The sequence below is a fragment of the Bordetella muralis genome (genome assembly GCF_054781015.1).
Genome location: NZ_BAAGVF010000006.1, coordinates 485,682 through 510,649, shown reverse-complemented (window position 1 = coordinate 510,649; position 24,968 = coordinate 485,682). Strand labels below are relative to the sequence as shown.

The window sequence follows — 24,968 nt, the reverse complement described above, 5'->3', positions numbered from 1 at the left end:
GTTGGCGCAACGGATCTATATCGAATTGGAGCGCTGCCGTATTGAGCGGCGGCGCCACCACAGCCAGATACCGCTTGTTCCCAGTACGCCCAGCGCCAGGCCCGACAGCGCCACACCGATCTCTCCGGGTGCGCCGCCAAGCTCGCCCGTGTGCAAGGGATAGACGACAGAATTGATGCGGGCGCCCGGATCCAGTTCGTTCCATCGATGTTTGGCCAATACGGCGCCATCGCGCGGGTCCAGCCATACCGTAGACCGGCCGTTGGGATGTGGATCGTCGGGCACGCGCATGCGCACGGCCAGCGGCCGATCCGTACGCGGGTTGTATAGGAAATAGCCTATGGTGCCTTCAGGGAAGGCATCGCGAGCGCGCTGCGCCAAGGCATCGAGAGACAATAGCGGGCCGTTTCCGGGCGGCAGCACCGGCATGGCGGTAACCGGCGCACCGCTGATCCATGTAATCCATCCCCCTATCGGTCGCCAAGCCATGTAGGCTCCCGTCGCGATGCTGATCAGCACAACCAGCGCCACGATCGCACCGCCTGTGCGATGGACGTCGAACAAGGCTCTCAATAATCCCTTGTTCATTACCATGCGAAATGATGGCGGCCATTTGCGGGGCCACCACAACACGATGCCGGACATACACAGCGCCAGATATATCAGCGCCGCGCACGCCAGCACGGCCTTGCCCGTTTGCTGCATCAACAGCGCACTATGCAGGCTGTACAACACCGAGAGAAAGCCTTCGCTATCGCCTCGGCGGCCTTGCTCCGCGCCCGTGGCAGGATGCAAGTACAACGTGCCTCTCCATGCTCCCCGCACGAGGATCTGCAACGTTTCCGATGCCTCACGTGGCGGGCGGAACGTGAAAGACGCCTTTGCCCCGAACTCCCGCGTCAAGCGCTCGCGTAACGACTCCCAGGATGCAGGCGTCTGCACCGTGGACGGACCTGCGACAAAGAACTCGGGATGCAACCAGCGATCAATCGGCCGCGCCGCAACCAGCAACGATCCGGTCACACCGGACAGAATCAGTATCCACCCTAAAAAAAGAGCGGCCCAGCGATGGCATTTCAACCATAAGCTATGCAAGGATCGCATGGTGGCTAAGCGGGCCTGTTTGAAGATGCATACGATCAATACGCCAGCCGGGCCTGCACATAGAACATGCGCGGCGCACCGACCATACGGCCGCCGTTGATGTCTGTGTTGCGAGTGTAGTAGCGGCGATCGAACAGATTATTGACACCGACCGCTACCGAGCTGCCCTGCCATTGCGGGATCTTGTAGTCGAGCTGTGCATTCCACACGCTGAATCCCGGCACGCGGCCGTTCCTGGCGCCCGCAGATTCAGGCCCGGTATTGGCCGTATCGGAATACTGGCTGCTTTGCGCGGTGGTAAACAAGTTGAACGCCCAGTTGTTGCGGGTATAACGCCCGCCCACCGTCCCCGTGTGGCGCGAATAAAACGGCACGTCGTTACCCTCGTCCTCGCCGGATTTCTGAATGGCTCGTGTATAGGTGTAGTTGGCATACAGATTCAAACCCGCGAGCGGCCCGGCTTTGTCGAAATCATAGTCGACGGCGAACTCCACGCCATCATGCGTGGTTGCGCCGAGGTTGCGGAATACTGCCGGGTTCGTGCCAGGAATCGACAGGATCTGGTTATCGAATTTCAGATGAAACACGGTCAGTTCGGTATGGACTTGCTCGGCATTCCAGCGGACCCCGGCCTCCAGCGTCTTGGCCACCTCCGGTTTCAGAGGATTGGTTTCGGACATGGAATTCAGCTGCGTGTACTGTACGGCGCCGAACGAGGTGCTGTAACTCGTATAAAGCGTCAACTCATCGTTGACCAGATAGGCGATGTTCAACGACGGCAGGAATTTGTTGTTGCGTACTTTGTACGGCGAATCGTTACTCGTGCCGTTGGGTTGACGCTCGCTGCGGATCCGTTCATAGCGCAGTCCGGGCGTCACTCGCCAGTTTTCATACGCGATGCGGTCATCCAAATAGAACGAATTGGCGTGCGTGCTGTTGTCGAACGTCACCGTACTGCTCTTGGCCCCGTCGCTCAAGGAACGGGAATAGCGTTTGTCCTGGCCGGTCTCGTGGATGTAGCGGTAGCCCACCGTCACGTCATGCGTGGTCGGCCCCCATTCGATACGCTGCGTATAGCGAGGCTCGATGCCCAATACCTGGTTATTGCGAGGTTGAAAGTCGTTGCGGTTCTGGGCCTCGTTGATCAGCGAACTCTGGCGCGAACTGTCGTAGTGATAGACGCGCGCTTCGAATTCCTGCGTATCCGAAATCGTATTCAGATAACCGATGTCGATTTGATCGCGCTTGCCTTTCCAATAGTCGGTCGTATGCGTGTTCTGGAAAGGATCATCCTCGTACTCCGCCTTGGTCAAACCGCCCGGCGTCATGGACTTCACGTCGTAATGGGCGATTTTTCCGTATACCTCAGAGGTCGGCGATATCTCATATCGCCATTTCAACGCGACGTCGTTATAGCGATCATGGCTGGCATCGCGCCATTGCTGGCCGTCCATGCCGGAATACAACACGGCAACGCCAAGGCCGTTATCCATCTGCGTGCCGAGAAACGCGGTGTATTGCGTGTTGGTGCCGCCGTGGCTAAAGACGTTGTATCGTGCCGAGGCATCGGCCGTCAGGCCCTCTTTGTGGGGAATGGAGCGCGTTTTGAAGTTGATCACGCCACCCACGTTCTGCGGGCCGTAGCGCACCGCACCGCCGCCGCGCACCACGTCGATGGACTCGATATTCCCCAGGCTCGTCGGCGACATCACCAGATTGGGTTGGCCATAGGGCGCCATCGCCAGCGGGATGCTGTCGATCAGCATCGTCGTCCGAAACGAGTTGCGAGGATTCAAGCCCCGTATCCCCACATGCAAGCCTACCGAGCTGCCGGTTGCGCTCGTACTGCCGCTGATTTGCACGCCTGGCACGCGCCGCAGCACATCCGCAATATTGGTCGCACCGCTGTCGGCGATTTCCTCGCGCTTTAACAAGGTACGTGCGCCGCCGAATGTCTGCACACTGTTTTCCAAGCCGGTTCCAAGCCAATCACCGCTCACCTGGATCGCCTCGAAAGTCGCGGCATCGCTGGAGGAGCCGGCCGAGCTTGCAGCCACGCTTGACGTGCCGCCGCCGAGGTCCTGTGTGTCGGCAGACGGACTGGAGACGGACTTTGTGCTGCGTATGACGTAGCCCTCGCCGGGCTGAGCGACCGCCCGCAAGCCGGTACCGTCCAGCAGCATGGAAAGCCCCTGCGCAACGCCATAGTTGCCTTGAAGTCCTTTGCTTTGGAATCGCGCGGTGTCCTCCGGACGGAAAGACAACGTGATCCCGCTTGTTCGCGCGAAATCGGACAGTACTTGTGCCAGCGGCCCACCTGAAATGTCATAGGTTTGCGCCGTGGCAGGCGCCAACGTTTGCGCCAGACCAGCCGGCGCATATGTCATCGCGCCGATGGCCGCGCAAGCGGCCAGCACCGACATCGCAATCGGCGCCATGCGATGATGAAAACGACGCGATAGCGCGATGGGTTGTTTCGCGGTTGGGGATACCGATGCCACAGTTCAATCCTTTCACAAACAGGTCGTCAATCCTCTGCATGCCGGATGAACTACTGAAAAAGGGCCATCAATACCCAGAAAAAATGTAATCAAAAGAAAACGACGCCAAGTATCCGTGCATCAAACCCTGTCGGCCGTCACCGTGACCCAATAACGTGTGCGCGGCACGATCCGGATCGGTAACGTTTGTCCGACGACCGCCAAGATGTGATCGGTGTCGTTCAACTGGAATATGCCCGACACCCGCAGACCTGCGACGTCGGGATCGACGCGGATGATGCCTGGCCGGTACCGCGCCAATTCCGCCATGAATGCATCCAGGCGCATGTTGTCGGCCTCGAGGGCCCCCCGCGTCCAGGCAGGCGGTCTCTCAGCTGCTGCGCCGGCCGTCTGCGGTATCCGCTGCGCCGGCATAAATGCGTTCGCTCTGAAGGCGACCGACTCGCCCGCGTTGACAATACGTGTCGCGCCGTTCGATCCCAGGGTGATTTCGACGCGATGCTCCAGCACGGACAGCAGGGTTGTATCAGTATTGTCATCCAGCGCTCTGACGACAAACCGTGTGCCCAATGCACGCAACCGTCCCTGCCCTGTTTCGATCAGGAACGGACGAGTCAGGCCGTGCGCATCAGGCGCAGTCTGGATATAGATTTCACCGCGCGCCAACTGCACGAGCCGGGCCTGCCCGGAATAACGGACGTCGACGTGGGTCGCCGTATTGAGCTGGACCGTGCTGCCGTCGCTCAGCACGACCTGGCGATGCTCTCCGACGGCCGTGCGGTAATCGTTCGGACCGCGCAGCCCGGGCATGTGGCGGTAACTCAGCCATGCGGCGGGCACGGCGACCCCCAATATGCCGAGCGCCTTGATCACGGCGCGCCTGTTGTTGCGAGTCTGGCGCGTCAATACCGGCACCCCGACCGACGGCAGCACCGCACCGAACTGCTGGCTCAGGCGTTCGGCGCGTTGCCACGCTAGTTCATGCTCCGGCCGCGCTTGCCGCCAATGCTGCAAGGCGGCGTGGTCCTCGGGACAGGCGTCGCCCGAATGCAGATGCGCGAGCCAACGCGCCGCCTCTCGAATGACGGCGCTGTCTGGTGCTGGCGAAATCTGAGACATGGACATCGCGGCTCAAGCCATCAACGTGAGACACAACTCAAAACCTTGAGTCATGTAGCGCTTGACGGTGCGCTCGCTCAGATGCGTGCGGGCGGCGATCTGGGCGTATGTCAGCCCCTCTACCTGCGACAGGACAAAAACCTCCCTCGCCCGAGGAGCCAACCCCGACAGCAGGTCATCCAACTGTTGCAGCGTCTGCTGCATTGACAGCAACGATTCGGGGGATACGTCGACGTCCGACGGCAGCGCGGCAATCGCCTCGATCCAGGCCTGTTCGAGCGACCGGCGGCGCCAATGATCGGTCAGCAGCCCTCTGGCGATCGTCGTCAGGTACGCCCTGGGCTCGCGCAGGCCTGGCAGCTCGTCCGACTTGCGCAGCACCCTCACAAAGGTATCGTGCGCGAGATCCGCGGCGTCGTCGCGACAATCCAGCCGGCGGCGCAGCCACTGGAAAAGCCAGTCGTGATTGTTTTGATAGAGGGCTTGGACGGTAGACGTGGGCATGATGGGATTGCTCCTGCCGGCTCGTACCCATGACCCACAATGAAGCCAATGCACGGGAGGCAGACAATCGTCGACAAATTTGTGCAGGAATAATACCAAGAATTATTCCTATTTGTAGACGGCGTACGTGACGCCATCTGCCCCTTTTTTCAAGCACCCTTCAGCGAACGATATTCCGGATCGCAATAACAGCGAACGATAGCGTCTTGATCAAACCTGCTCTGGCAGACCCAGCAACTCAGCATAATCATCAAAAGCCAGCGCCTGAGGATGCTCATGCACCAATTCGCCGCCATAACCTGCCCGGAACCACACAAACGGCACCCCGGCGTGGTGGGCACTCATCGCGTCCACGTGGGTATCGCCGATATACGCGCCCTGCTCCGGCGGCACACCCATGGCAGCAAAGGCTTTCAGCAAAGGCTCGGCGTCCGGTTTGGGGCGGCTGACCGAGTCGCTGCCCAACACCACCGAGAAATATGGCGTCAATCCCTTTTGTTCCAGCGCCTTGAGCGCCGACGCGTGCAGTTTATTGGTGCAGATCGCCAGTTTTACCCCTCGGGATTGGCAATCGCCCAGAAAGTCCATCACACCGGGATACGGTTGCGAATTGCGGTGTGCCAAGTACGCGTAATGCTTGGTATAGGCCTTTATCACCGCATCCAGATCGGATAACGGTACGTTACGGTCCTGCATGACGGCCACCAGCACTGCCGGGAACGCCCCGTGCAGATTCGGCATGAGGTAATTGTCGGGCAATGCGCCGTGGCCGCACTCGCGCAGCGCCACACTGACGGATTCGCGGATATCGTGCATCGTATCGAGCAACGTGCCGTCCAGGTCGAAAGCGATGGCCTTGCAGTCAGCGAGCAGAAAAGGAGCGGTCATGGATATTCAGGCAATTGAAAGTTAAACGTGTCTGCCGATTGGAACACGTCTACAAGACGAACGCATTGCATCTGAATAAACCGTGGCTGCATGCGGAGCCGCGTCGGTAGTCTCGGCGACGGCGGGTGGCCGCCGTTTTCCGGCATTATCTCTGGTCCAGCTGCCGTGCCAATTCGTGGACCTGGGCCGCCTCCATTGCCATGATGTCTTCGAGCAACTGCCGCGTCACGGGATCTTTTTCACCCAGGTAGTCCACCATCTCGCGATAGCCTGCAACCGCCATCCGCTCGGTGGCCAGGTTCTCGTTGAGCATATCGATGAGCGTGACGCCCTCTACATATTCGGATTGACTGACATGTGCCAGATGTTCGGTCGAGGCCAGCGAACCGCCGTCCAGCTGGGCGATGCGTTGCAGCAGGCGTTGGGCATGGTTGTGTGCGTCCGTGGCGTGACGCTCCAGGTCATCAGCAACCTCGGGCGCATCCAGGCCACGGGCCAAAATGGCTTGGCTCTGGCAACGTTGCGCGCACATGACCTCTAGAGACAAGGCCTCGTTCAACATCCGCAGCACCAGCGCCCGGTCTGCAGACGGCAACTGCTCTGCGGTAGGAACGATGGCAGGCACAACGGCGTCACTGGGCGAAACGGCGTCCGGTGACGAAAGGCTCGGCTGCTGAACTAGGATGGAATGTTCCATTTTTTCTCCTGAGTCAGACTGGCTAATGAGCACCCCGCCCCAACCATAGGCGCAAGGAAAAGCCCTTCGTCCAGCTGACACAGGCAGTGTATCGAGGCAAGAGGCCTTATTCTGTATCGAAATCCTGTTGCGTTGCAACAAAAATCTAGGATACGACTCCGGCTCGTTACATCTGCGATCGTGGGAGGCCTGCCGCAGACACCAGATGCACAAGCGGGGGCGTTCATTGCGTGCGGACTGCCTCGGCGATGCATCTCGTCACATGGCCGTCCAGCTGATGTCGAGGAACTCTGCATCCGCGAGGCCCTTTATTCATTAGTCGGCTATCGGCCCGACGCGGCCTGAACACAGCCGGTCAGGCGTTGGCCAAAGAACGGCGGCGAACCGACGCTTTTTGAGCTTCGGCGGAAAAATAGGCTACCGTGCGAGCAATACCCTCGGCAGGGCTTACGGTGGGGTTCCAACCCAGGCAGCGTTGCGCCAAAGAAATATCGGGGCACCGATGCGCCGGATCATCGACTGGCAGATCCTGATGCGTAAGCGGCACTTGTGCCCCGGTTGATGCCAGCACGAGATCTGCGATATCCAGCATCGAGAGCTCCACGGGATTGCCCAGATTGACGGGCTGCGAGATCTCTGCCGGACTTTCCATCAGACGCACCAGGCCATCAATCAAATCATCGACATAACAGAGCGATCGCGTCTGGGTGCCATCACCGTAGATGGTGAGCGGCTTGCCCGCCAATGCCTGGCTAATGAAATTGGAGACCACCCGCCCATCGTTCGGCGACATCTTTGGGCCATAGGTATTAAAGATCCGTGCGATCCTGATCTCTACGCCCTCTCGGTGTTCGTATTCCATAAACAGGGTTTCGGCGCAACGTTTTCCTTCGTCATAGCATGCCCGTGGGCCAACCGGGTTCACATGCCCCCAATAGCCCTCGCGCTGTGGATGCTGCAGCGGATCGCCGTATACCTCGCTGGTAGAGGCTTGCAAGACCCGTGCACCCGTACGCCGCCCGAGTTCCAGCAACTGCATGGCCCCGAGCAAGCACGTCCGCAGCGTCTTTATCGGATCGGCCTGATACTGCGCCGGCGAAGCGGGACACGCCAGGTTATAAATGCGCGTCACGCCCAGATCGCCCAAGGGTTCGACCACATCGTGACGCAATACCGTAAAACGGGGATGGTCGGCCAGTGCCGCCAGATTGCCCGCACGCCCCGTCTGGAAATTGTCCACGCAGATGACCTCCCATCCATCGATCAGCAACCGCGTGCATAGATGAGAGCCCAAGAAGCCCGCACCGCCTGCCACTAAAGCTCGGCCTGTCTCTGCCATATCGTTTTTCATGAGTGCTCCATCACGGTGTCGAATACGTTGAGCCAGTCGGCGATATAGCGCTCCATGCCAAATCGCTGCAGCGCTTTTTCCCGAGCTGCCCTGCCCCACGTACGAGCCAATTCAGGATCGACGATCAGCTCACGAGCTACCTCGATCAATCGTTCCAGCCGCGTATCGACGTAGCCTTCTTTTCCGTTGGTGATTACGGTGGGTAATTCTGTCGTCGCATACCCTACGACGGGAAGACCGCATAACATGGCCTCCACTAGCGAGAGCCCCAGACTGGCGTAACGGATCGGACTGAAGAAATAGCGATAGCGAGCCACATGCGCAGCGACTTCCAGGTTGGGGACTTCACCCAAACCACCCAATGCCTCGGCGTCCATACCGATCAATTCCAGCGGGGTATGCAAACGCATGTGCTCAAAAATATCCCGGCCTATACGACGCCCGCGACGAGCCAAGTGATTGACGACGACAATTCCTCGCGCCAGGCTGCCGTCGTACGAGACCTGCGGATCGGGTACTGCATGCTCCACAATCCTGACGGGCATGCCCGTACTGTTCCACATCACTGCATTAAAAGGCGTGACGTGGACGATCAAGCCACGTGGTTGTTGAAACGGATGCTGCGTGTCCGTGGGATGCGGTTCAGGGGGATTGTGTTCCAGATACACACTGGGCAGCGCGCGCTGTTGATCTGTCAGTAGCAGGCGAGCGTCTTCGAGATTCTGCCGGGCCTGATACAGGATGCAGTCGAATTGCATGTGCCGCAATTGTTCCGCCGGCACCTGAGTGAGATTATTGCCCCACGGGATTCGGTTGCCCAGCGCGCCATAGCCCGGCACGGGGTGATCCAGGCCCGGCACCACGAAATCGTGAGGAACATGATGCAATGCGTAGAGATAATTGCCATGGACATGCCACGTCAAAATGCGCAAACGACGCGCCGGTTCTCGAGGGGAAGCAATCATGTCACCCTCTCGCACGCATAGAGTTGATCCCGCGCCGCGCCCAACACCTGCGGCACGGTCACCTGCAGTGCACACGGGTGTCCGATCGGACACGTCTGGTACGCACAGGGGCGGCACGGCAGGTCTGCGGACAGCACACGATGGCGTTCGCGATTGAGTGGCGCCCAACGGCGCGTATCGCTGCCGCAGGCCACCACGACACTGGCTGTCTGCATGGCGGCCGCAATATGGGATATCCCCGTGTCGTTGCAGACCAGCAAGCGGCTTGCCCGCACCAGCGCCGCCAGACTCCCCAAGTTGGTCAGCCCCGCCAGATCGGCTAGTGGGATCTGGGCCAGCCGTTGCAGCTCGGCAGTCATCGTCCGTTCGGTCGAGGTTCCGGTCAATGCGACTTGCCAGCCCTCCTGATGCAGGTCTCGCGCGATGTCCGCGAAACGCGCTAATGGCCAACGGCGCGACGCAAGGCGAGCTCCCACATGGATGATCACCAGTCTACGAGGATCCAGATCCCATCGACGCATCAACTGCGCTGCATCGCGTTCGTCCGTATGCGAACACGGGAACTCCAGATGTTCATCGTGCGCGTTTTCCAGGCCCGCAAAACGCAATAGCGCCAGATATCGCAGGACCTCTGGCAGATGGTCCGGCCAGACCAGGCGCGCGCCGGACACTTGTTCATGGCTATCTGGCACAAAGCCGGCCCACTGCTGCGCGCCGAACTGACGCACGATATCGTTGGACTGACGCCCACTGCCATGCAGTTGCAACGCGACATCGGGCTGCCACGCTCGTATCCGGTCAAAGAACGCGGGCAACGCTGCCTCGTCAGGCTCCTGTTCCGGAAAGGCCGGATTTCCAGGGAATGTCGTCAACTCGTCTACATAGGTATGAAACCTGTCGACGAACTCCCGTGCCCCGGGCAGTCCTGCCAAGACGATCTGCGCCCGTGGAAAGGCCTGCCGCAATGCTCTGAATGCAGGAACGGCGCACAACATGTCGCCCAATTGCAGCGCACGGAAAACGATGATGCGATGCGGGGGATGCTGGGGGTCGAGTACCGCCGTCATACCGCCGCCCTTTGAAATCGAATCAAGCCGACCACCCGCCATGCGATGGACAGTAGCGGAATACAGATGGAGGTGATCATCAAGTCCGCGACGGCCCGCAGTGAGTGTCGCGTGCCCCTGAGGCGGCGCACAAAAAATATGATCGTCAGCATCAACCATATGGTTGCGGCTACGGCCGCCAATGGATAGTGCCCGACGATCATCAAGACAACACCCGTGAGAAACGCCGCGGTGACATACAGGTAAAAACTCGGCAACCGATCGCGAATATGCTTGCGATAGAGAAACGGATATTTCCGCCGCAACAACATATCGAACATCACTTTTTTCTGCATCCCTATGCCCGCCGCAAAGCGAAACGACCGCACCGGATGCAACACGCGGGCCAAAGGCGCAGACTGAACCGAGAACCCCCGGTCCAAGAGCGCGAAATGCAGATCGGAGTCTTCTCGCCAGGCCATGGTATAGCGTGTGTCAAAGCCTCCGACGGCCTCCAGCGCCGAGCGGCGGACAAAACAATTCGCGGTAATAAAAGCCGAGCGAGTCAACCCCGCCGCATCACGCTCGTAGTCGCTCGGGGGATCGGGCAACGGCATCTCCGTGACGCCTGTCACGGCGGCGACGCTCGCCGTCATCGCCTGCACGCCCTGCCCCAGCCAATCCGGCGCGGGAATCGTGTCATCGTCTGTAAATGCAATGATGGTGCCGCGAGCGTTGCGCCACCCCATATTGCGCGCGCCGGCAGGACCTCTTGTTCCTACCACAGCCAGATAGCGTATCGAGGGCATCCCCTGCTGTGCACGCTGCCATTGGCCGACCTGCTGACGGGTCACATCGCTGCATGCGTCGTCGCAGACGATGATTTCATAACTATCACGGGGGAAATGCTGACTGGCCAGTGCCTTCACACAACGCTCCAGCAAATCCGGACGGTGATATGTCGGCACAATGACCGACACCAGAATGGTAGGTGCAATCGTTGCGCTCATCGCGGTTTCTCAACGAGATAAGATCCGATCACCAATGCATCCAGCGGCGACGTCCAGAAACTCTCCAGTGCGTCGCGAGGCGTGCACACCACAGGTTCGCCTCGCGTATTGAACGAGGTGTTCACCAGCACAGGCACACCGGTCCGCTTTTCGAACGCGGCCAGCAGATCGTAATAACGCGCGTTCTGGTCGCGCCGCACGGTTTGTACGCGTGCGGTGCCGTCGATATGCCTGACAGCGGGGATCTGCTTTGCACGATGCGGCAGTACGTCATAGACGAACAACATGAACGGCGCGCAGATTGACGCGGCGCCACGGCCGTCGAACCAGGCGGTCGCGCGATCCTCCATCACCACCGGCGCGACAGGCCTGAAGTCCTCGCGGTCCTTCAGACCGTTCAAACGCGCTTGCATCGCGCTGTCCAGGGGCGAGGCCAGAATCGATCTCGCACCCAACGCGCGAGGGCCGAATTCCATCCGCCCCTGAAACCATCCCAGGATTTTCTCCTGGGCCAGCAGTTCTGCGGCCTCCTCTGCGACATCGTCCAGCTTGCGAAATGCCAATCTCGATTGATAGAGGAACCGCTCGATTTCCTCATCCGTATACTCTGGCCCCAGGTAGGCATGTTCCATGGCCCATTCACGCGGCCCGCCCCGACGCTGGTAGTCCACGTATAGTGCCGCGCCTAACGCCGTCCCCGCGTCGCCCGCCGCAGGCTGCACCCAGACTTGATCGAATTCCCCATCACGCGCGATACGCGCGTTCATCACGCAGTTCAGCGCCACACCACCAGCCATGCATAGCCGCGAAGACCCGGTTTGCTTGCGCAGCCAATGCGTCATGTGCAGTGCAGTTTCTTCCAACACATACTGCAAGGAACTGGCAATGTCCTTGTGCCGTTCATCAAATGGCTCGCCGCGATGGCGTGGCGGACCGAATCGCTCAGCCAACTTTGCGGGATGCAAGGCATAGCCGCCCTGATCTTCGAGACTCAGAATCTCGCGAAACTCCTTGCGATACGTCGGTTTCCCGAACGATGCCAGGGCCATCACCTTGTATTCGTCGGAAGAATGCAGAAAACCCAGGTACCGGGTGACTTCCTCGTACAACAGGCCCAGCGAATGCGGCAGATCGATCTGTTTGATACGGTGGTATTCACCTCGGGAGAAATGGCCGAAACTCGTCGTCGTGCGTTCGCCTCGACCGTCCATGGTCAGCACCGCAGCCTCGTCAAAGGGCGCGGCCAGAAACGCACTCGCTTCGTGCGACAGATGATGATCCAGATTGACCCAGCGGTCTTTAATGTGGTCCAGCGTCAGGCCGTCCATCCTCGGCGACCTGAGATGATGCGGGACACCATCAAGCAATTGCCGCGGGGCATTGACCAGATACGAGATGAACAATGGATCCCAAGGCGACTCGCCGTTCGGTCCGAAGCCCGCCTTCGATGGCTCGAGCGGCAGCACGACATTCGGCTCGACATTACCCGCCGGCATCAGCAGCATTGGGTCGTAGGCGTAAGCAATATGATCTACCTGTCCCAGATGAGCGCCGGCCTGCGTCAAACAATAGTCGATCGCGTGATACGGCAACTGCCACGCCGTAAACGGCACGGGCCGTTTGCCATGCTTTATCCGGGTAAAGCGCTCTTCTTCCGCGGCGGCCAACACCTGGCCGTCACGCACCAGTGCCGCGGCGCAATCATGATAAGCCGCATTGATTCCTAGGGTAAGCATGAAACATCCTCCGCGTGACGAGAAACGACGCTGTCGTCGCGTCCATGCTGCAGCAACTCCCGTGCCGCGGCCGTGACACGGCGTGGATCCACACCGGCGAGACAAGCGTGATGGCCCTGCTCGCACACACTGCGATAGCAGTACTTGCATGGCACATCGTGATAAATGACGCGCGCGGCGGTTTGCCACGGCGTGTGTTGTGGATTGGTCAGGGCATAGAGGTCCACGATGGGAGTCTGCAAGGCAGCCGCAATATGCGCAGGGCCGCTGTTATTGCAGATCATCACTGCGGCTCCCGCCAACGCGGCCCCCAATTCACCCAAGGTCAGTTGACCGGACAGATCAAGCAAACCCGGCAATAGCGCGCGGTGATCGGCCAATGCCTGGGATAACGCCGGATCCTCGTGGCCGCCCAATAGCAGCATACGGCGCCCTTCTCCTCGCAGGCCGACCAAAGCCTGGATCATCAATGCCGGCGGATAACGGCGCGAGGCGGCGGTAGCGCCTGCGTGCACGCAAATCCATCCCTCCGTTTCGCTCACGCCCAGATGCACCAGTTTGTGCTTGAGCGAAAGCAGGTCGCCAGCACCGACACGAAATGACAACCGCGTATCGTCGCTATGCGCGCCGACGTGTGCAACGAGATCGAGTTGACGCTGAACCTCGTGACGAATGCCGCTTTGAGGTTCGGTGTCGCGCACCCAATCCGATAACAAGCGATACGGATTTTCGCGGCAATGGGCCAGGACGCTCGGTATGCCGGCCAGATGGCACATCAGCGCCGCGGGCAAGGCGCTCTGGCTGAAAGAGGTAAAAATCACCGCGGCATCCGGCCGCAAAGCCCGCAGCCTACCTATCATGTTGATATCGTCGTCCAGTCCTGACGAATCGTTTTTGACCCACGCGGGGTCATAGGCCAGCACCGTGTCGATCTCGGGAATATAGGGCGCCACTTGAGCGCCGGCAGCGGAAGCCAGCAACGATATACGAGATGCGCCGGATTCGCGCAACGCTCGCATCGCCGGGCTGCACATCAGCACATCGCCCATATTGTCCAGGCGCACACATAAAACATGCCGTTTCGCAGCCCAATCCCACACCATGCTCAACTCCCTCGTGCCGCAGCATCATTGGTCATGGCGTTCAATACCAGGCGAGCTGCCTCGTAAAGATCCGCGGCGCATCGATCGGGCTCGCGTTCCGGTGTCATGCGCCATTCCGTTTCGTGGCCCACGTCCAGCAAGACACTGCGGCACCCTGCCAGATGACCGGCCTGCACGTCGTCGAGAATGTCGCCGATGAACCACGACGCTTGCAGATCCAGGCCCAGTTCCCGTGCAGCCCGTAACAGCAAACCGGGCTGAGGCTTGCGGCACTCGCACTCGATGGCGTAATCCGGCGATATGCCCGTCGGATCATGCGGGCACCAGTAAAATCCGTCGAGCCGAGCACCCGCCGCACGAAACATCTCGGCCAATCTATGCTTCACCGGAATCAAGGCGTCGGGGGAAAAATATCCTCGGGCGATTCCCGCCTGGTTGCTGATCACAACCAGGGGTAGATGGGCGGCAGCGAGGCACGACAAGGCCTGCGCGGCTCCCGGCGCATAACTCATGCGATCTGGATCGACGTTATAAGGTTCGTCGACGAGCACCGTGCCGTCTTTATCCAGGAACACCGCCGGCCTCAGGGCCATGATGTTTCCTTCATCGGCAACACCATCACTTCGGGCACGACGGTTTCCGGCGGCTGGGTCAAGATAAAGCGTACGGCACGTGCGACGTTGGCGGGATCCTGCAAGGTCCCCACGTCAATGTCCGGAAATCGATCCAGCAAAAACGGCGTACGCATGCCGCCCGCGATGACGGCGCTGACTTTCAGGCCCGCGCCGCGCAGCTCTGCATGCAAGGCATGCGACAGGCCCATCAGCCCCCATTTGCTGGCATGATAGGCGCTGGCATTGGGCCAGGCTCGGCGGGCGGCCGTGGACGCAATATTCACAATGTGTCCGCCAGGACTCAAACGGTCCTTTCCCATTTTCGCCATCAAGAATGGGCCCGTCAGGTTGGTGCGCAGGACTCTTTCCCACACATCGGTATCCAGCGTGTCGATCGGCGCCGTCACGTCCACGCCCGCGCTATTGACGATGGCGTCCAGCTTGCCGAACTGGCTGACCACGGCATCCAGCCCGTCGCGTACATCCACCACCACGCCGACATCCATGCCGCAGGCCATGGCCTGGGCCCCGGTTTCCTTCAGCTGCCCGGCCAGTTTCATGGCGCGTTGTTCGTCGATGTCTGCCACCGCAACACGGGCGCCCTCGGCCGCGAGCATCCGACACAATGCCTCGCCCAGGCCGCTGCCGCCGCCTGTCACCAGAATCACTCGATCTTTCAGTGTCTCGAATTCATGCATCATTTCGCTCCTTTACGCCGCAATCTGAACGGCATGACGAGTCCGGCCTGCCCTGCCTGCCTCGAGGCGTTCATAGACGGACAGCAGATCCTGTCCCACGCGTTGCCATGTATAAAGCCGTCTTGCACGCAATCGACCCGCCTCGCCCATCCGTTCGCATAGTTCGGAATTCGATGCCAGCTGCGCCAGCCTTTCGGCCAGCTTGTCGGGATTTTTAGGGGGAACCAGAAATCCGGTTTTTCCATTTACGACGGTTGTGCGTATGCCCCCGGTATCGGCACCGATCACGGGCCGGCCGCATGCCATGGCCTCGACCGGTGTGATACCGAACGGCTCGTACCACGGTGTTGTCACAAACACGTCGCTGGCGCTGTAGTACGTTGCCAGCTGATCGCGATGGCGGCGGCCCGTAAATTGCACCAAAGGCGCGACGCCCTCTTGTTCTGCGATGCCGCGCAACCGTCCGATTTCAGGGGTGGCAGTTTCGCTCGCGTCTTCCGAATTTCCGCCGACCACGAGCAGTCTGGCCTCGATGCCGTAGCGGTGGCGTAATCGCCCCAGCGCTCGAATCACGTTGTCGACACCTTTGCGCGGCACCATGCGTCCCAATTGCAGCAAGGTGAAGGTCGTGTCATCCCAGCCGAGTGCGGCGCGCGCGGCAGCTTTGGGTTGCGGTTTCATTTCGCTGGCATCGTAGCCGCAGGGCACGATGTCGATATGCGTGGGATCGGCCTCGTACAGCTCCATCAAGTCGCGCCGGTCTTGCGGACATTCCGCAATGATGCAGTCGGCGTGCCGGACGATTTCATCTTCGATGTCAAATCGGCTATCAGGAAAACGGTCTGCTTCCTGTTGATAGCGACGGCGCACTTTGCCCAGTGCATGAAAGGTCACCACCATCGGCACACCGAACCGTTGCGATACGGGCAGTGCCGCCAACGCTGACATGAAAAAATTGGCGTGAATGACATCGTAGCCGCGACGCTGCTGTGCGAAGTACCGTTGCAGAAAGGCGCTGAATTCGTCCATATACGGCAGCATTTGTTCCTTTGGCAGATAACTCGCCGGCCCTGCCGGAACATGCACGATATTGACACCGTCCATCCATTCCTGTTCTGTTGCCTGTAGGGGGTCGTCCTTGCGCGTGAAAACGTCGACTTGAATCCCGGCGCGCGCCAATTGACGGGCGACCTGCGCCACATAGATGTTCTGTCCGCCGCTATCGACGCCGCCTGCCAGCGCGAGCGGTGACGCATGCTCGCTGATGAGGGCAATCTTTCTCATAATGAAGCTCCGTTTTCTAGCCAGCGCTCGACGGGTGACGCACGCCGGTGTCGTGTTTGAAGCAAGTGCTGTGCCGTAAAGGCGCGCATACGGCGATGTATGCCGGTGCAACAGGGAAACCGGCGCGATGCGGCACTTCTTACCGGCAGGCGTAAGAAGTGCCGCGAGACGATCAATGTTGAGAAATCCCGTGATTGCGCCGCAGTCAGCCTTTATCCTGGCCGCCGCTCGCCTTTGCCGGCGCAGCGGGCAGCAATGCCCCCACCGTCGCCAGCAACTCCTGTGTATTGACCGGTTTGGCCAGATGGATCTGGAAGCCGGCCAGCAAGGTACGCAATCGGTATTCGGGCTCTGCAAAACCCGATAACGCAATAGCAGGCAAGCGATGCGCCAGCGCGGCGCCTCGCTCAGCCTCCATGGCTCGAATCCTGGCAATGACCTCGTAGCCGTCCACCTCGCCCAGTGACAGATCGCAGATCAGCACGTCGGGCCATTGATCCGCGGACATGGTCTTGAACGCGGCCAATGCCTGCTCGCCGTCGGCATATTCGGTCACACGTGCACCGTTATCCTTCAGCACCTCGGCGATCATCTCGCGCGCCTCGTCTTGGTCGTCTACCACCATTACTGACACATTCTGCACATCGGCACGCTGCGCATCCCGCCGTGTCACTGTGGGCTCGACAGCCCGAATCGGAAAATCTGCCGAGAACGTCACCCCGCCCACATCGGCTGCCGCGCTATGAAAGACACCGCCTTGCCGCTGGACCTGTGCTGCCAGCTGAGCCGGGTCCAAGGCCGCCGCTCGACGCAGCGCATCGGAACCCTCCTGTCCCGTCGAGGACACGAGGTCCGAGCGTCCATCGGTCACTGCCAGATGCGCCATGGGACCATTACGTTGCAACCGTATTTCGATGCGTCCTCCAGGTGGGGTAACCGCGATCGCATGCAAGCACAGATCCCATACCAACTGCTGCAAGGTACTGGGATCGCCACTGATCCGTGCGGCCTCGTTGCCGATGAGGGTATACAGGTTCACGCCGCGCTCTAACGCGACCTCCCGTATTGCATCCAATACCCCTGCCACAACCGCCACCAGATTCACGGGCTGGCGGGTCTGGCGGTCCTGGGCTTGCTCCAGCTCGGACTGTTGACGCTGCAGCGCCCACATTTGCGCGTACATGCCCTGTTGCGCCAACAAGTCCTCGTGCTGGCCCTGTTCGATAACGCGACCTCGATCCAGCACCACAATGTTGTCCGCGTGCACAATCGTCGATAGGCGATGCGCGATGATCAGCGTGGTACGGCCGTGTGAAAGGCGTTCCAGCTCGGCCTGAATCGCACGCTCGGTGCGCGTGTCCAGCGCCGATGTCGCCTCGTCAAAAACCATGATGGAGGGATTCTTGAGGATGGCTCTGGCGATGGCGATGCGTTGACGTTCGCCGCCGGACAGTTTGATGCCACGTTCGCCGACCGGCGTCTCGTAGCCACTCGGCAAGCTCTCGATGAACTCATGCACCCGAGCGCCACGCGCCGCCTGCACGATCTGATCGCGCGTCGCACCGGGCTGACTGTAGGCGATGTTGTAGGCGATGGTCTCGTTAAACAACACCGTATCCTGCGGCACGATGCCCAGGGCTTTGCGAATACTGCGTACGTTGACGGTGCGCAGGTCGTGGCCATTGACGCGAACGCTGCCCTCGCTGGGATCATAAAAACGGAACAGCAGGCGTGCCAATGTGGACTTTCCCGATCCGCTGCCGCCTACCACCGCCAGCGTCGTTCCCGCGGGAACTGTCAGATCGATATCCCACAAGATCTGGCGCCCGGCCTCGTAGCCGAAATTGATTTTCTCAAATCGAATTTCTCCCATGCCGGGATCCAGATCCGGCAGTGTTGCGTCGTCGCCCGTTTCCGTGGGCTTGCGCAACAGATCGCAGACTCGCTCGGCATTCACGAAAGCCTCTTTGGCTTGGCGAAAGATCAAGCCCAGTGTATTCAAGGGCAGGCAGATCTGGATGATGTACGCGTTGACCAATACCAGATCGCCCACCGTCATCCGCGCGTCCACGACCTGCTCGCCCGCCAGCAACATGACGGTCGCCACACCGCAGGCGATAATGGCGCTCTGGCCCACATGCAAGCGCGACAGAGAGGTTTGGTTGCGTATCCCCACATCGACCCATGATCCCAGCACATGGCTCAACCGGCGGGACTCCAGCCCCTCGTTCGCGTTGAGTTTGACCGCCTCGTAATTCAAGAGGCTATCAACAATCCGGCCACCGGCGCGTGAGTCCAGATCATTCATATGGCGCTGGTAGACCATCCGTTTACGCACCATGATCACGGTATAAACAAAGTAGGCCGAGAACGTCGCGGCCATGACCAGCGCAAACCACGCGCTATAGCCCATGACCAGAATCAACACAACGGAGACCATTTCAACTAGCGTCGGCAGCAGCGTAAAGAGCGCAGTACCGAGCAGAAATCCTATGCCGGCAGTGCCTCTTTCCACGTCGCGCGCGAGCTTGCCGGTCTGCCGCGTGCCGTGGAATCGCGCGCCTAAACGCTGCAGGTGATCGAATACTCTCAAGGTGAAATCGGCTACGGCACGCTGCGCCACCCGGACGAACACCACATCGCGCAATTCGGTAAACAGGCTGCCGCCAAACCGGATCAACGCGTAGCCCAATAGCAAGAACACAGGCAAAACCAGCAACCCGGGTTCGCTGAGCCTGTCCACGATGGACTTCAACAGAAACGGGACCAGCACCATCAGCAATTTGGCCGCGACCAGCAGTGCGATCGCAGCCCCGGTTCTGCCCCGATGCTTCCACAACGCGTGCAAGATCGTACGCGTGACCTCTTTGCGTGCAAAGCTGTCGGCCGTGACGTCCTGATCCGATATGCCTACGAATTCATCTGTCTTGTCGTTCATAGGCTGTGCACCGGTCCTTTGAGCCCGGCAGTACGCGATCGCGATACCCGTTCGACCCGTGCACAAACAGAGGCATTCACGCACCGCCGATCACGCCATATCACGACGGCCCCTTTCAATACGTCTGCCAGCAGTTGCAGCCTGGAGGATAGTGATGGCGTGTTCTTGAATTCCTCGATGCTGCAGCGTATGGCCATGGGCAACGGCAGCCGCAGCCATGCTGTCCAGATGCTATTACGCGTCATCAACCGACGCCGCCGCACATTATCCCGCAACGAAGACGGCCAGTGATGCGTCACGACGCTTGGCGCGTAGACGATGCACTGGCCCCTTTCCAGAATGTCCAAGGCCAACAGGGTTTCTTCGCCGCCGATGAACAGAGGCGGCCAATAGCCGCCCGCGTCGCGAAACGACGCAGTCCGCATGACGCAGGCGCCTGCCATGAATCCGATCAGTTCCGGGCCGACATCGTCCACCTCAGCCAGAGGGCTGGCGGCCATGACATCGCATGCCGGGTCGATCCGAGCCTCATTGCCGACCAGAATCTGCGCATTGAGTACGGCGATGAGCGGATGCGCATCCAGAATCTCGGTCGCGGTGTCCAGCGCCGTTGGCGCCCACGCGGTGTCGTCGTCGCTAAAGGCAACGTACGGCGTACGCACGTACTGCACGCCCAGGTTGCGGCCAGCCGCGCCCAGATTGGTCTGCGACACGATCAACTGGACCTCGGGATATTCGTCGGCGATGCGCTGCGCGGTGCCGTCGGTACTGGCGTTGTCCACCACGATAATGGGCGGCGGGCCGGTTGCCGTGGATAGTTCCTTCAAGCGCGCAAGCGTTGCGCATACTTCGTCTTGGCGGTTATAGGTCAGCAGTACGATCGACACGCGGGGTTCGACAGCCTGGCCGGAGGCGGTCATTCTCCATCTCCCGATGGCGTCAAACGCCAATAGCCCTCGGGCCGCGCCAGATCGTCCGGACAGGCGCCAAAGCCTCGCAACTGGCTGCCATACGCCCACACGGCGCGGGATTTCCGGTCCGAACGGCACGGCGTGATTACCGGCGATGTCTCTATTCCCCGCTGGCGGATCACAGACAGCCGTTGCGGCACGGCATCGGGGCGTGCACGATAAGGCACATCCTCATATGCCATCCAGACCGCTCCTGGAAACAGATACAACAACGACAGCAATATGTCCGACACCCGGATGTGATCATCGTGAAACAGTCCCAACGGCATCACCACCTGACGTGGATGCAGGCGCGCGAGCGCATTCTTCAGTGACTCACGCAGCAGCGGAATAAAGGGCTGCCAGTTGTGCACGTATTGACTATCCGGCAGACCCAGCTCCACACCCTCGCTGCCCAGCAGCCTCAGCGCTTCGCGGTTTTCCTCCAGACGCCTTTTCAACGCGGCCCGCGCGGTCGGAAATCCGCAGCGCTGATCCCATGAGGTCAAGCGCGCGGGATTCTCCGGCAGTCCCGTACACACCGTAATGACGGTACTCAGCCGACTGCGGGCCAAGAGATCTCCGCAACTGAACACCCCATCGTCCAGATGCGGAGACACCACAACGAGTGCGTTTTTCTCACGCGTCAGCATGCGTTTCTACCACCGTGACGGGACGGCCGCAGGCATATCGCCTACTGCTTGGCCGGCGCGACAGTTTGCTGCAGCTTGCGGGCATCCTCGAGATGATGCTTCAAGCTGGGCAGCGTTTCTATGGCGAACTGTTTGACGTCGGGGTCCTGGGCGTCCGTCGAAGCTTTTTCAAACAGTTTGACGGCATCCTCGTGGGCCGACACACCGATCTCTTTTGCATAGGCTTCGTCAAAGCTGTCGTCACGTACGTCCAACGCCTTGAGCCTGGCCTTTTGCATCAGCGAGGGGTCACTGGGGATTTCATATCCTTTGCTCTTGGCCAACTCTGCCAATTTCTGAGCGACCTTGGTATGCTCGTCGATCATCTTTTGCGCAAAGGCCTTGACGTCGGCGTGACGCCCCTTTTCCAGCGCGAGTTTGCTGGCCTGGATCTCCAACGCGCCAGAGTGAGCGGCATCATTCAAAAATTGCCGATCGGTGCTGTCCAGCTTGGTGACGGGTTGGCTAGGCTGCGGTGTGGTGGGCGCCTGTGCGGCGCTGACACCCATCATGCCCAAGGTCAATACGACGGCCAGACCACTGTGTATAAAGCGATTCATCATGCTTATCTCCTGATGTGCGCGGCACATATTCCGCTGCGGCGCCGCGAGAGCGTGGCGCCTGTTTGCCCGTCAGCAAGTCGCATGCCGCATGCGCCCCTATCCCAGGGCGGCGATCACGCGTTTTCAAAGCCTTTTTGAATCAGGCCGGACGTGCGCTGGATATTCGGTTTTGCCGCCGTCGGACCGGCCGAAAAAGATGGCAATGTTTTGCTTTAATGAAGTTTTTGCTAATATCGCAACACTTTTTGTTTCTTTTGATTAGCCTCCACCCATGCTGGCACTCCGAAGATGGCAGTTCGTCTCTGGCGCAGTCATCTTTACGATGCTGGCGGGTCACGCTATCGTGCCGAGCGCAGCGCGGGCATCCCAGTCAGAGATCATCCTGGACCCGGCGGTCGATCCGGCAATCGCACCGCACGAAACCTATCCGCACGTCTCCGGCCAGTTCATCGGCTACATCGAAAACGCCCATTTCTATGATGTCAAAGGCCCTGAGGGCTCGGGCCTGCCGTCGTCGTGGAACACGGTGGATCCCTTTATGCAGGGCGCCATCGTTGCAAAACTGACGCCCACACTCGCGATATCGGGATTGGCGGAATTCCGCTCGTTTGCTACCGCGCCCGAAGATCGCGCCTTTGAACAACTGGACGGGCAGCTGCGCAATCTGTTCGTGACCTACGACGCCGGTCACACCACGCTGTTTGCAGGGAAATTCGAGGTGGGCTATGGCGAGGCCTGGCAGACAGTCGACGGCATCTATAGCGGGTTTTCCGGGGACTACAGCTATCCCGGCTCGTTGGGCCTGGGTGCGCGATGGTCGTGGAAAAACGCGGACTCGGCGCGCCACACCTGGACCTCTATTGTGTTCAAGCGGGATAACACGATTTTTGGCCATACCTGGACAAAAGACTATCCCGCCCTCCCGCAGTTGGAGGACGGCGGACCCGGCAATACCCATGGATTGCAGTCCGGCGGGATCGCCTATGACATTTCGGATATCCCCGGCCTGCCCGGCTTGCGCGGCGGTATCGCGGTAGGCCGAATGGCGCGCGGCGACGGCGAGGCCGATGAACGCGGCGAAACCGGTATGTCGGTCACCGTCAACTACGACACGCCACTGTCCGAGACATGGGGACTGCGATTGTTTGCCGAAGCCGTGTATCTACGCGGCTATATGGGACGCCAGGCAGCCGCCACCGATACCGTCCTTTCAGCCAGCCTCAGCCACGGCCAGATGCTTTACACGCTCACCGCGGCGCGCCGTGATCTGAACGCCATCCAAGGGAGTTTGGCCGACCAGGGCTTTGTCGACAACAACGATTGGGGCTGGTCGGCCACGGCGGCCTATCAAACGGATTTTGGGTTGATCGTGCAAGCTGGATTCTTGCGTCAGCAGGAGCAAGGCGTGGCGTTCAATCAGGCATTGCTGCGATTGATCTATCAGACGGGATGGCAATAGAGAGCGAGTCAGCTTGACGCTCGACCTCGAAAAACAGGCACTACGTTGCAGGACAACCGAATAGGGATTCGTATGAAACAGCTATTCCCGTGCTATCGGCACAGTGTGATATCCGCCACGATTGCCGCGGTCATGGCAGTCGCCGGCGTGGGCGCCGCCTACGCTTACAACCTGGACACCAGCGAGGCCACGGCCGGCAGGAAGTTGACTACGGAGCAGGTCGCGCGCGCCCTGCCCGCGTTTGAAGCCTACGCCAACGATCTGCTGGCGCGCAGTGGTTTGCCGGGTATGGCAGTCGGCATCATTGTGGACGGCAAGCCCGTGCTGGCGCGCGGCTATGGCGTGCGCGATGTCCGCAGCGGCAAACCGGTGGACGCCGATACGTTGTTTCCCTTGGCGTCGGTTTCCAAGGTGTTTGCCGGGGCCTCGGTCGCGGCGCTGGTGGGCGACGACGCCGTGCAATGGGATAGCAAGGTGTCTGATCTGGTCAGCGGCATCCGTTTTCAGGATCCCTATGTGACCAGCGAAATGACGCTGCGCGATCTGCTGTCGCAACGCACGGGCTATGCGTCGTTCTACGGTGACGATCTGGAGGTGATTTTCAGTTATCCGCGTGCCGAGGTGTTCAAACGGCTGCGTCATTTGCCGCCGGTCACGCCTTTTCGTACACAGTATGCCTACTCCAATTGGAATCTCACCCTGGCAGGCGAAGTCGCCGCACAGGCCGCAGGCATGTCGTGGGAAGACCTGGTGCGCAGCCGGATCATCAAGCCCCTGGGGATGAATCACACCGTCGTCACGCACGAAGAGTTTCTGGGTGTGGAAAACCGCTCTGCAGCCCACGAACTCGTCAACGGCAAGGCGGTGGCCACCGAGGTCAACTCGCACAATGCAGAGGCGCCTGCAGGAGGCGTGTATTCCACGCTGAACGACATGCTGCGCTTTGTCGCGTTCGAGATGAATGCCGGTCAGTTGGACGGTAAACAGATTGTCTCCGAAGACGCCATGCACGAGACTCAGACGGCGCAAACCATCATCAACCCCGCGTTCCCCTCGCTGCATTACGGTCTGGGGCTGGAAGTCCGCAACGATAATGGCCGCAAAGTGCTGGAGCATAACGGCGCCTTCGAGGAAGGCATCAATACGCGCGTCTCTTTTTTGCCCGCGCAAGGCCTGGGTATCGTGATATTGACCAACACCCCGCCGATGGGTGTACCGGATGCGCTGGAATATAAATTGATGACCTTGCTGTTCGGCGACCGGCCGGATCAGGATATCTGGCCCGATCTGCGGGATAAATGGCATGAGGCATTGGCACAATTGCTGGATCGTCCAGGCCGTCTGCACGGCACACCGCCGGCCGGCTCGGACCAGGTCATCGATGCCAAACGCTATGTGGGCCGGTATACGCATCCCTATTACGGAGACATCGTGATTCGGCAGGAAGGCAACGGCCTGCTCATGGTGGCCGGCGCCTCCGCGCCCCGCGCCATGCAGCACTGGCAAGGCGACACATTCCGAATTCCCATGCTGCAGGATGCGGCGATGAACTTTGTACCCGGCGCGGATCAGACGACCAGCGGAGCACTGACCCTGTCGGAGATTGACGACATCCCCGATGCGCTGTTTGTGCGGCAACCTTGACACCGAAACGGATTCGAGGGTCCCAGGCTGGCCGCTCACGGGCGGCCGCGCCGATTGACGCGGCAAGCCCTCAGGCCTAAGCTTTGCCGATCATTGACTACA

Annotated in this window: 21 protein-coding genes; 2 read left to right on the top strand and 19 right to left on the bottom strand. The window is 60.1% G+C overall.

Features of this window, described 5'->3' with window-relative positions; all coding sequences use genetic code 11:
* Positions 1-15: 15 nt before the first annotated feature.
* From ACYVIT_RS13380 to ACYVIT_RS13290, 19 genes are all read right to left on the bottom strand, one after another.
* Positions 16-1,104, bottom strand: coding sequence for a PepSY-associated TM helix domain-containing protein (locus ACYVIT_RS13380; protein ID WP_415805043.1), 1,089 nt, complete (start codon positions 1,102-1,104; stop codon positions 16-18).
* Between the two features lie 35 nt (positions 1,105-1,139).
* Positions 1,140-3,287 carry a TonB-dependent receptor family protein gene (locus ACYVIT_RS13375; protein ID WP_415805274.1) on the bottom strand — a complete coding sequence of 716 codons (2,148 nt, stop codon included), beginning with the start codon at positions 3,285-3,287 and terminating at the stop codon, positions 1,140-1,142.
* A gap of 438 nt (positions 3,288-3,725) precedes the next feature.
* A complete protein-coding gene (locus ACYVIT_RS13370) occupies positions 3,726-4,730 on the bottom strand; it encodes a FecR family protein (RefSeq protein WP_460478207.1) in 1,005 nt (334 codons plus the stop codon).
* A 6-nt stretch (positions 4,731-4,736) separates the two neighbouring features.
* Complete coding sequence (locus ACYVIT_RS13365; RefSeq protein WP_415805041.1) at positions 4,737-5,228, bottom strand: sigma-70 family RNA polymerase sigma factor; 492 nt, start codon at positions 5,226-5,228, stop codon at positions 4,737-4,739.
* A gap of 210 nt (positions 5,229-5,438) precedes the next feature.
* Entirely contained in the window at positions 5,439-6,116 is a 678-nt protein-coding gene (locus ACYVIT_RS13360; RefSeq protein WP_415805040.1) for an HAD family hydrolase, read from the bottom strand.
* A gap of 145 nt (positions 6,117-6,261) precedes the next feature.
* The gene (locus tag ACYVIT_RS13355) at positions 6,262-6,813 is read right to left on the bottom strand and encodes a ferritin-like domain-containing protein (protein ID WP_415805039.1); all 552 of its coding nucleotides are present in this window, start codon (positions 6,811-6,813) and stop codon (positions 6,262-6,264) included.
* A 355-nt stretch (positions 6,814-7,168) separates the two neighbouring features.
* Positions 7,169-8,164 carry a UDP-glucuronic acid decarboxylase family protein gene (locus ACYVIT_RS13350; RefSeq protein WP_415805038.1) on the bottom strand — a complete coding sequence of 332 codons (996 nt, stop codon included), beginning with the start codon at positions 8,162-8,164 and terminating at the stop codon, positions 7,169-7,171.
* Positions 8,161-9,129 carry a glycosyltransferase gene (locus ACYVIT_RS13345; protein ID WP_415805037.1) on the bottom strand — a complete coding sequence of 323 codons (969 nt, stop codon included), beginning with the start codon at positions 9,127-9,129 and terminating at the stop codon, positions 8,161-8,163. The genes ACYVIT_RS13350 and ACYVIT_RS13345 overlap by 4 nt, the downstream gene beginning before the upstream one ends.
* A complete protein-coding gene (locus ACYVIT_RS13340) occupies positions 9,126-10,196 on the bottom strand; it encodes a glycosyltransferase family 9 protein (RefSeq protein ID WP_415805036.1) in 1,071 nt (356 codons plus the stop codon). Before ACYVIT_RS13340 ends, ACYVIT_RS13345 begins: the two co-directional genes overlap by 4 nt.
* Positions 10,193-11,185 (bottom strand): glycosyltransferase family 2 protein, encoded by a 993-nt coding sequence (locus ACYVIT_RS13335; RefSeq protein WP_415805035.1) that lies wholly within the window; start codon positions 11,183-11,185, stop codon positions 10,193-10,195. The genes ACYVIT_RS13340 and ACYVIT_RS13335 overlap by 4 nt, the downstream gene beginning before the upstream one ends.
* A complete protein-coding gene (locus tag ACYVIT_RS13330; protein WP_415805034.1) occupies positions 11,182-12,921 on the bottom strand; it encodes a carbamoyltransferase family protein in 1,740 nt (579 codons plus the stop codon). The genes ACYVIT_RS13335 and ACYVIT_RS13330 overlap by 4 nt, the downstream gene beginning before the upstream one ends.
* The gene (locus tag ACYVIT_RS13325; RefSeq protein ID WP_415805033.1) at positions 12,909-14,024 is read right to left on the bottom strand and encodes a glycosyltransferase family 9 protein; all 1,116 of its coding nucleotides are present in this window, start codon (positions 14,022-14,024) and stop codon (positions 12,909-12,911) included. The genes ACYVIT_RS13330 and ACYVIT_RS13325 overlap by 13 nt, the downstream gene beginning before the upstream one ends.
* Before the next feature lie 2 nt (positions 14,025-14,026).
* Entirely contained in the window at positions 14,027-14,617 is a 591-nt protein-coding gene (locus ACYVIT_RS13320) for a D-glycero-alpha-D-manno-heptose-1,7-bisphosphate 7-phosphatase (RefSeq protein WP_415805032.1), read from the bottom strand.
* Positions 14,608-15,336, bottom strand: a complete 729-nt coding sequence (locus tag ACYVIT_RS13315; RefSeq protein ID WP_415805273.1) for an SDR family oxidoreductase — start codon at positions 15,334-15,336, stop codon at positions 14,608-14,610. The genes ACYVIT_RS13320 and ACYVIT_RS13315 overlap by 10 nt, the downstream gene beginning before the upstream one ends.
* 12 nt (positions 15,337-15,348) lie before the next feature.
* Positions 15,349-16,620: a glycosyltransferase family 4 protein gene (locus ACYVIT_RS13310; protein ID WP_415805031.1), complete on the bottom strand. Its 1,272-nt coding sequence runs from the start codon at positions 16,618-16,620 to the stop codon at positions 15,349-15,351.
* A gap of 205 nt (positions 16,621-16,825) precedes the next feature.
* Positions 16,826-19,558, bottom strand: coding sequence for an ATP-binding cassette domain-containing protein (locus tag ACYVIT_RS13305; protein WP_415805030.1), 2,733 nt, complete (start codon positions 19,556-19,558; stop codon positions 16,826-16,828).
* Positions 19,555-20,478, bottom strand: a complete 924-nt coding sequence (locus ACYVIT_RS13300) for a glycosyltransferase family 2 protein (RefSeq protein WP_415805029.1) — start codon at positions 20,476-20,478, stop codon at positions 19,555-19,557. The genes ACYVIT_RS13305 and ACYVIT_RS13300 overlap by 4 nt, the downstream gene beginning before the upstream one ends.
* Positions 20,475-21,161, bottom strand: a complete 687-nt coding sequence (locus tag ACYVIT_RS13295; RefSeq protein WP_415805028.1) for a PIG-L deacetylase family protein — start codon at positions 21,159-21,161, stop codon at positions 20,475-20,477. The genes ACYVIT_RS13300 and ACYVIT_RS13295 overlap by 4 nt, the downstream gene beginning before the upstream one ends.
* Positions 21,162-21,202: 41 nt before the next feature.
* Positions 21,203-21,763, bottom strand: coding sequence for a DUF4142 domain-containing protein (locus ACYVIT_RS13290; RefSeq protein ID WP_415805027.1), 561 nt, complete (start codon positions 21,761-21,763; stop codon positions 21,203-21,205).
* Between the two features lie 271 nt (positions 21,764-22,034).
* Here ACYVIT_RS13290 and ACYVIT_RS13285 point away from each other — a divergent pair, with 271 nt between their 5' ends.
* Together ACYVIT_RS13285 and ACYVIT_RS13280 are read left to right on the top strand one after the other, a co-directional pair.
* Entirely contained in the window at positions 22,035-23,222 is a 1,188-nt protein-coding gene (locus ACYVIT_RS13285) for a hypothetical protein (RefSeq protein WP_415805026.1), read from the top strand.
* A gap of 72 nt (positions 23,223-23,294) precedes the next feature.
* Positions 23,295-24,866, top strand: a complete 1,572-nt coding sequence (locus ACYVIT_RS13280; RefSeq protein WP_415805025.1) for a serine hydrolase — start codon at positions 23,295-23,297, stop codon at positions 24,864-24,866.
* Positions 24,867-24,968: the final 102 nt, after the last annotated feature.

What these genes read in the sequence shown, in the direction of transcription:
- ACYVIT_RS13380 (WP_415805043.1), bottom strand. Translation starts at nt 1,104, where the DNA reads ATGCGATCCTTGCATAGCTTATGGTTGAAATGCCATCGCTGGGCCGCT.
- ACYVIT_RS13375 (WP_415805274.1), bottom strand. Translation starts at nt 3,287, where the DNA reads ATGCTGCTGGACGGTACCGGCTTGCGGGCGGTCGCTCAGCCCGGCGAG.
- ACYVIT_RS13370 (WP_460478207.1), bottom strand. Translation starts at nt 4,730, where the DNA reads ATGTCCATGTCTCAGATTTCGCCAGCACCAGACAGCGCCGTCATTCGA.
- ACYVIT_RS13365 (WP_415805041.1), bottom strand. Translation starts at nt 5,228, where the DNA reads ATGCCCACGTCTACCGTCCAAGCCCTCTATCAAAACAATCACGACTGG.
- ACYVIT_RS13360 (WP_415805040.1), bottom strand. Translation starts at nt 6,116, where the DNA reads ATGACCGCTCCTTTTCTGCTCGCTGACTGCAAGGCCATCGCTTTCGAC.
- ACYVIT_RS13355 (WP_415805039.1), bottom strand. Translation starts at nt 6,813, where the DNA reads ATGGAACATTCCATCCTAGTTCAGCAGCCGAGCCTTTCGTCACCGGAC.
- ACYVIT_RS13350 (WP_415805038.1), bottom strand. Translation starts at nt 8,164, where the DNA reads ATGAAAAACGATATGGCAGAGACAGGCCGAGCTTTAGTGGCAGGCGGT.
- ACYVIT_RS13345 (WP_415805037.1), bottom strand. Translation starts at nt 9,129, where the DNA reads ATGATTGCTTCCCCTCGAGAACCGGCGCGTCGTTTGCGCATTTTGACG.
- ACYVIT_RS13340 (WP_415805036.1), bottom strand. Translation starts at nt 10,196, where the DNA reads ATGACGGCGGTACTCGACCCCCAGCATCCCCCGCATCGCATCATCGTT.
- ACYVIT_RS13335 (WP_415805035.1), bottom strand. Translation starts at nt 11,185, where the DNA reads ATGAGCGCAACGATTGCACCTACCATTCTGGTGTCGGTCATTGTGCCG.
- ACYVIT_RS13330 (WP_415805034.1), bottom strand. Translation starts at nt 12,921, where the DNA reads ATGCTTACCCTAGGAATCAATGCGGCTTATCATGATTGCGCCGCGGCA.
- ACYVIT_RS13325 (WP_415805033.1), bottom strand. Translation starts at nt 14,024, where the DNA reads ATGGTGTGGGATTGGGCTGCGAAACGGCATGTTTTATGTGTGCGCCTG.
- ACYVIT_RS13320 (WP_415805032.1), bottom strand. Translation starts at nt 14,617, where the DNA reads ATGGCCCTGAGGCCGGCGGTGTTCCTGGATAAAGACGGCACGGTGCTC.
- ACYVIT_RS13315 (WP_415805273.1), bottom strand. Translation starts at nt 15,336, where the DNA reads ATGCATGAATTCGAGACACTGAAAGATCGAGTGATTCTGGTGACAGGC.
- ACYVIT_RS13310 (WP_415805031.1), bottom strand. Translation starts at nt 16,620, where the DNA reads ATGAGAAAGATTGCCCTCATCAGCGAGCATGCGTCACCGCTCGCGCTG.
- ACYVIT_RS13305 (WP_415805030.1), bottom strand. Translation starts at nt 19,558, where the DNA reads ATGAACGACAAGACAGATGAATTCGTAGGCATATCGGATCAGGACGTC.
- ACYVIT_RS13300 (WP_415805029.1), bottom strand. Translation starts at nt 20,478, where the DNA reads ATGACCGCCTCCGGCCAGGCTGTCGAACCCCGCGTGTCGATCGTACTG.
- ACYVIT_RS13295 (WP_415805028.1), bottom strand. Translation starts at nt 21,161, where the DNA reads ATGCTGACGCGTGAGAAAAACGCACTCGTTGTGGTGTCTCCGCATCTG.
- ACYVIT_RS13290 (WP_415805027.1), bottom strand. Translation starts at nt 21,763, where the DNA reads ATGATGAATCGCTTTATACACAGTGGTCTGGCCGTCGTATTGACCTTG.
- ACYVIT_RS13285 (WP_415805026.1), top strand. Translation starts at nt 22,035, where the DNA reads ATGCTGGCACTCCGAAGATGGCAGTTCGTCTCTGGCGCAGTCATCTTT.
- ACYVIT_RS13280 (WP_415805025.1), top strand. Translation starts at nt 23,295, where the DNA reads ATGAAACAGCTATTCCCGTGCTATCGGCACAGTGTGATATCCGCCACG.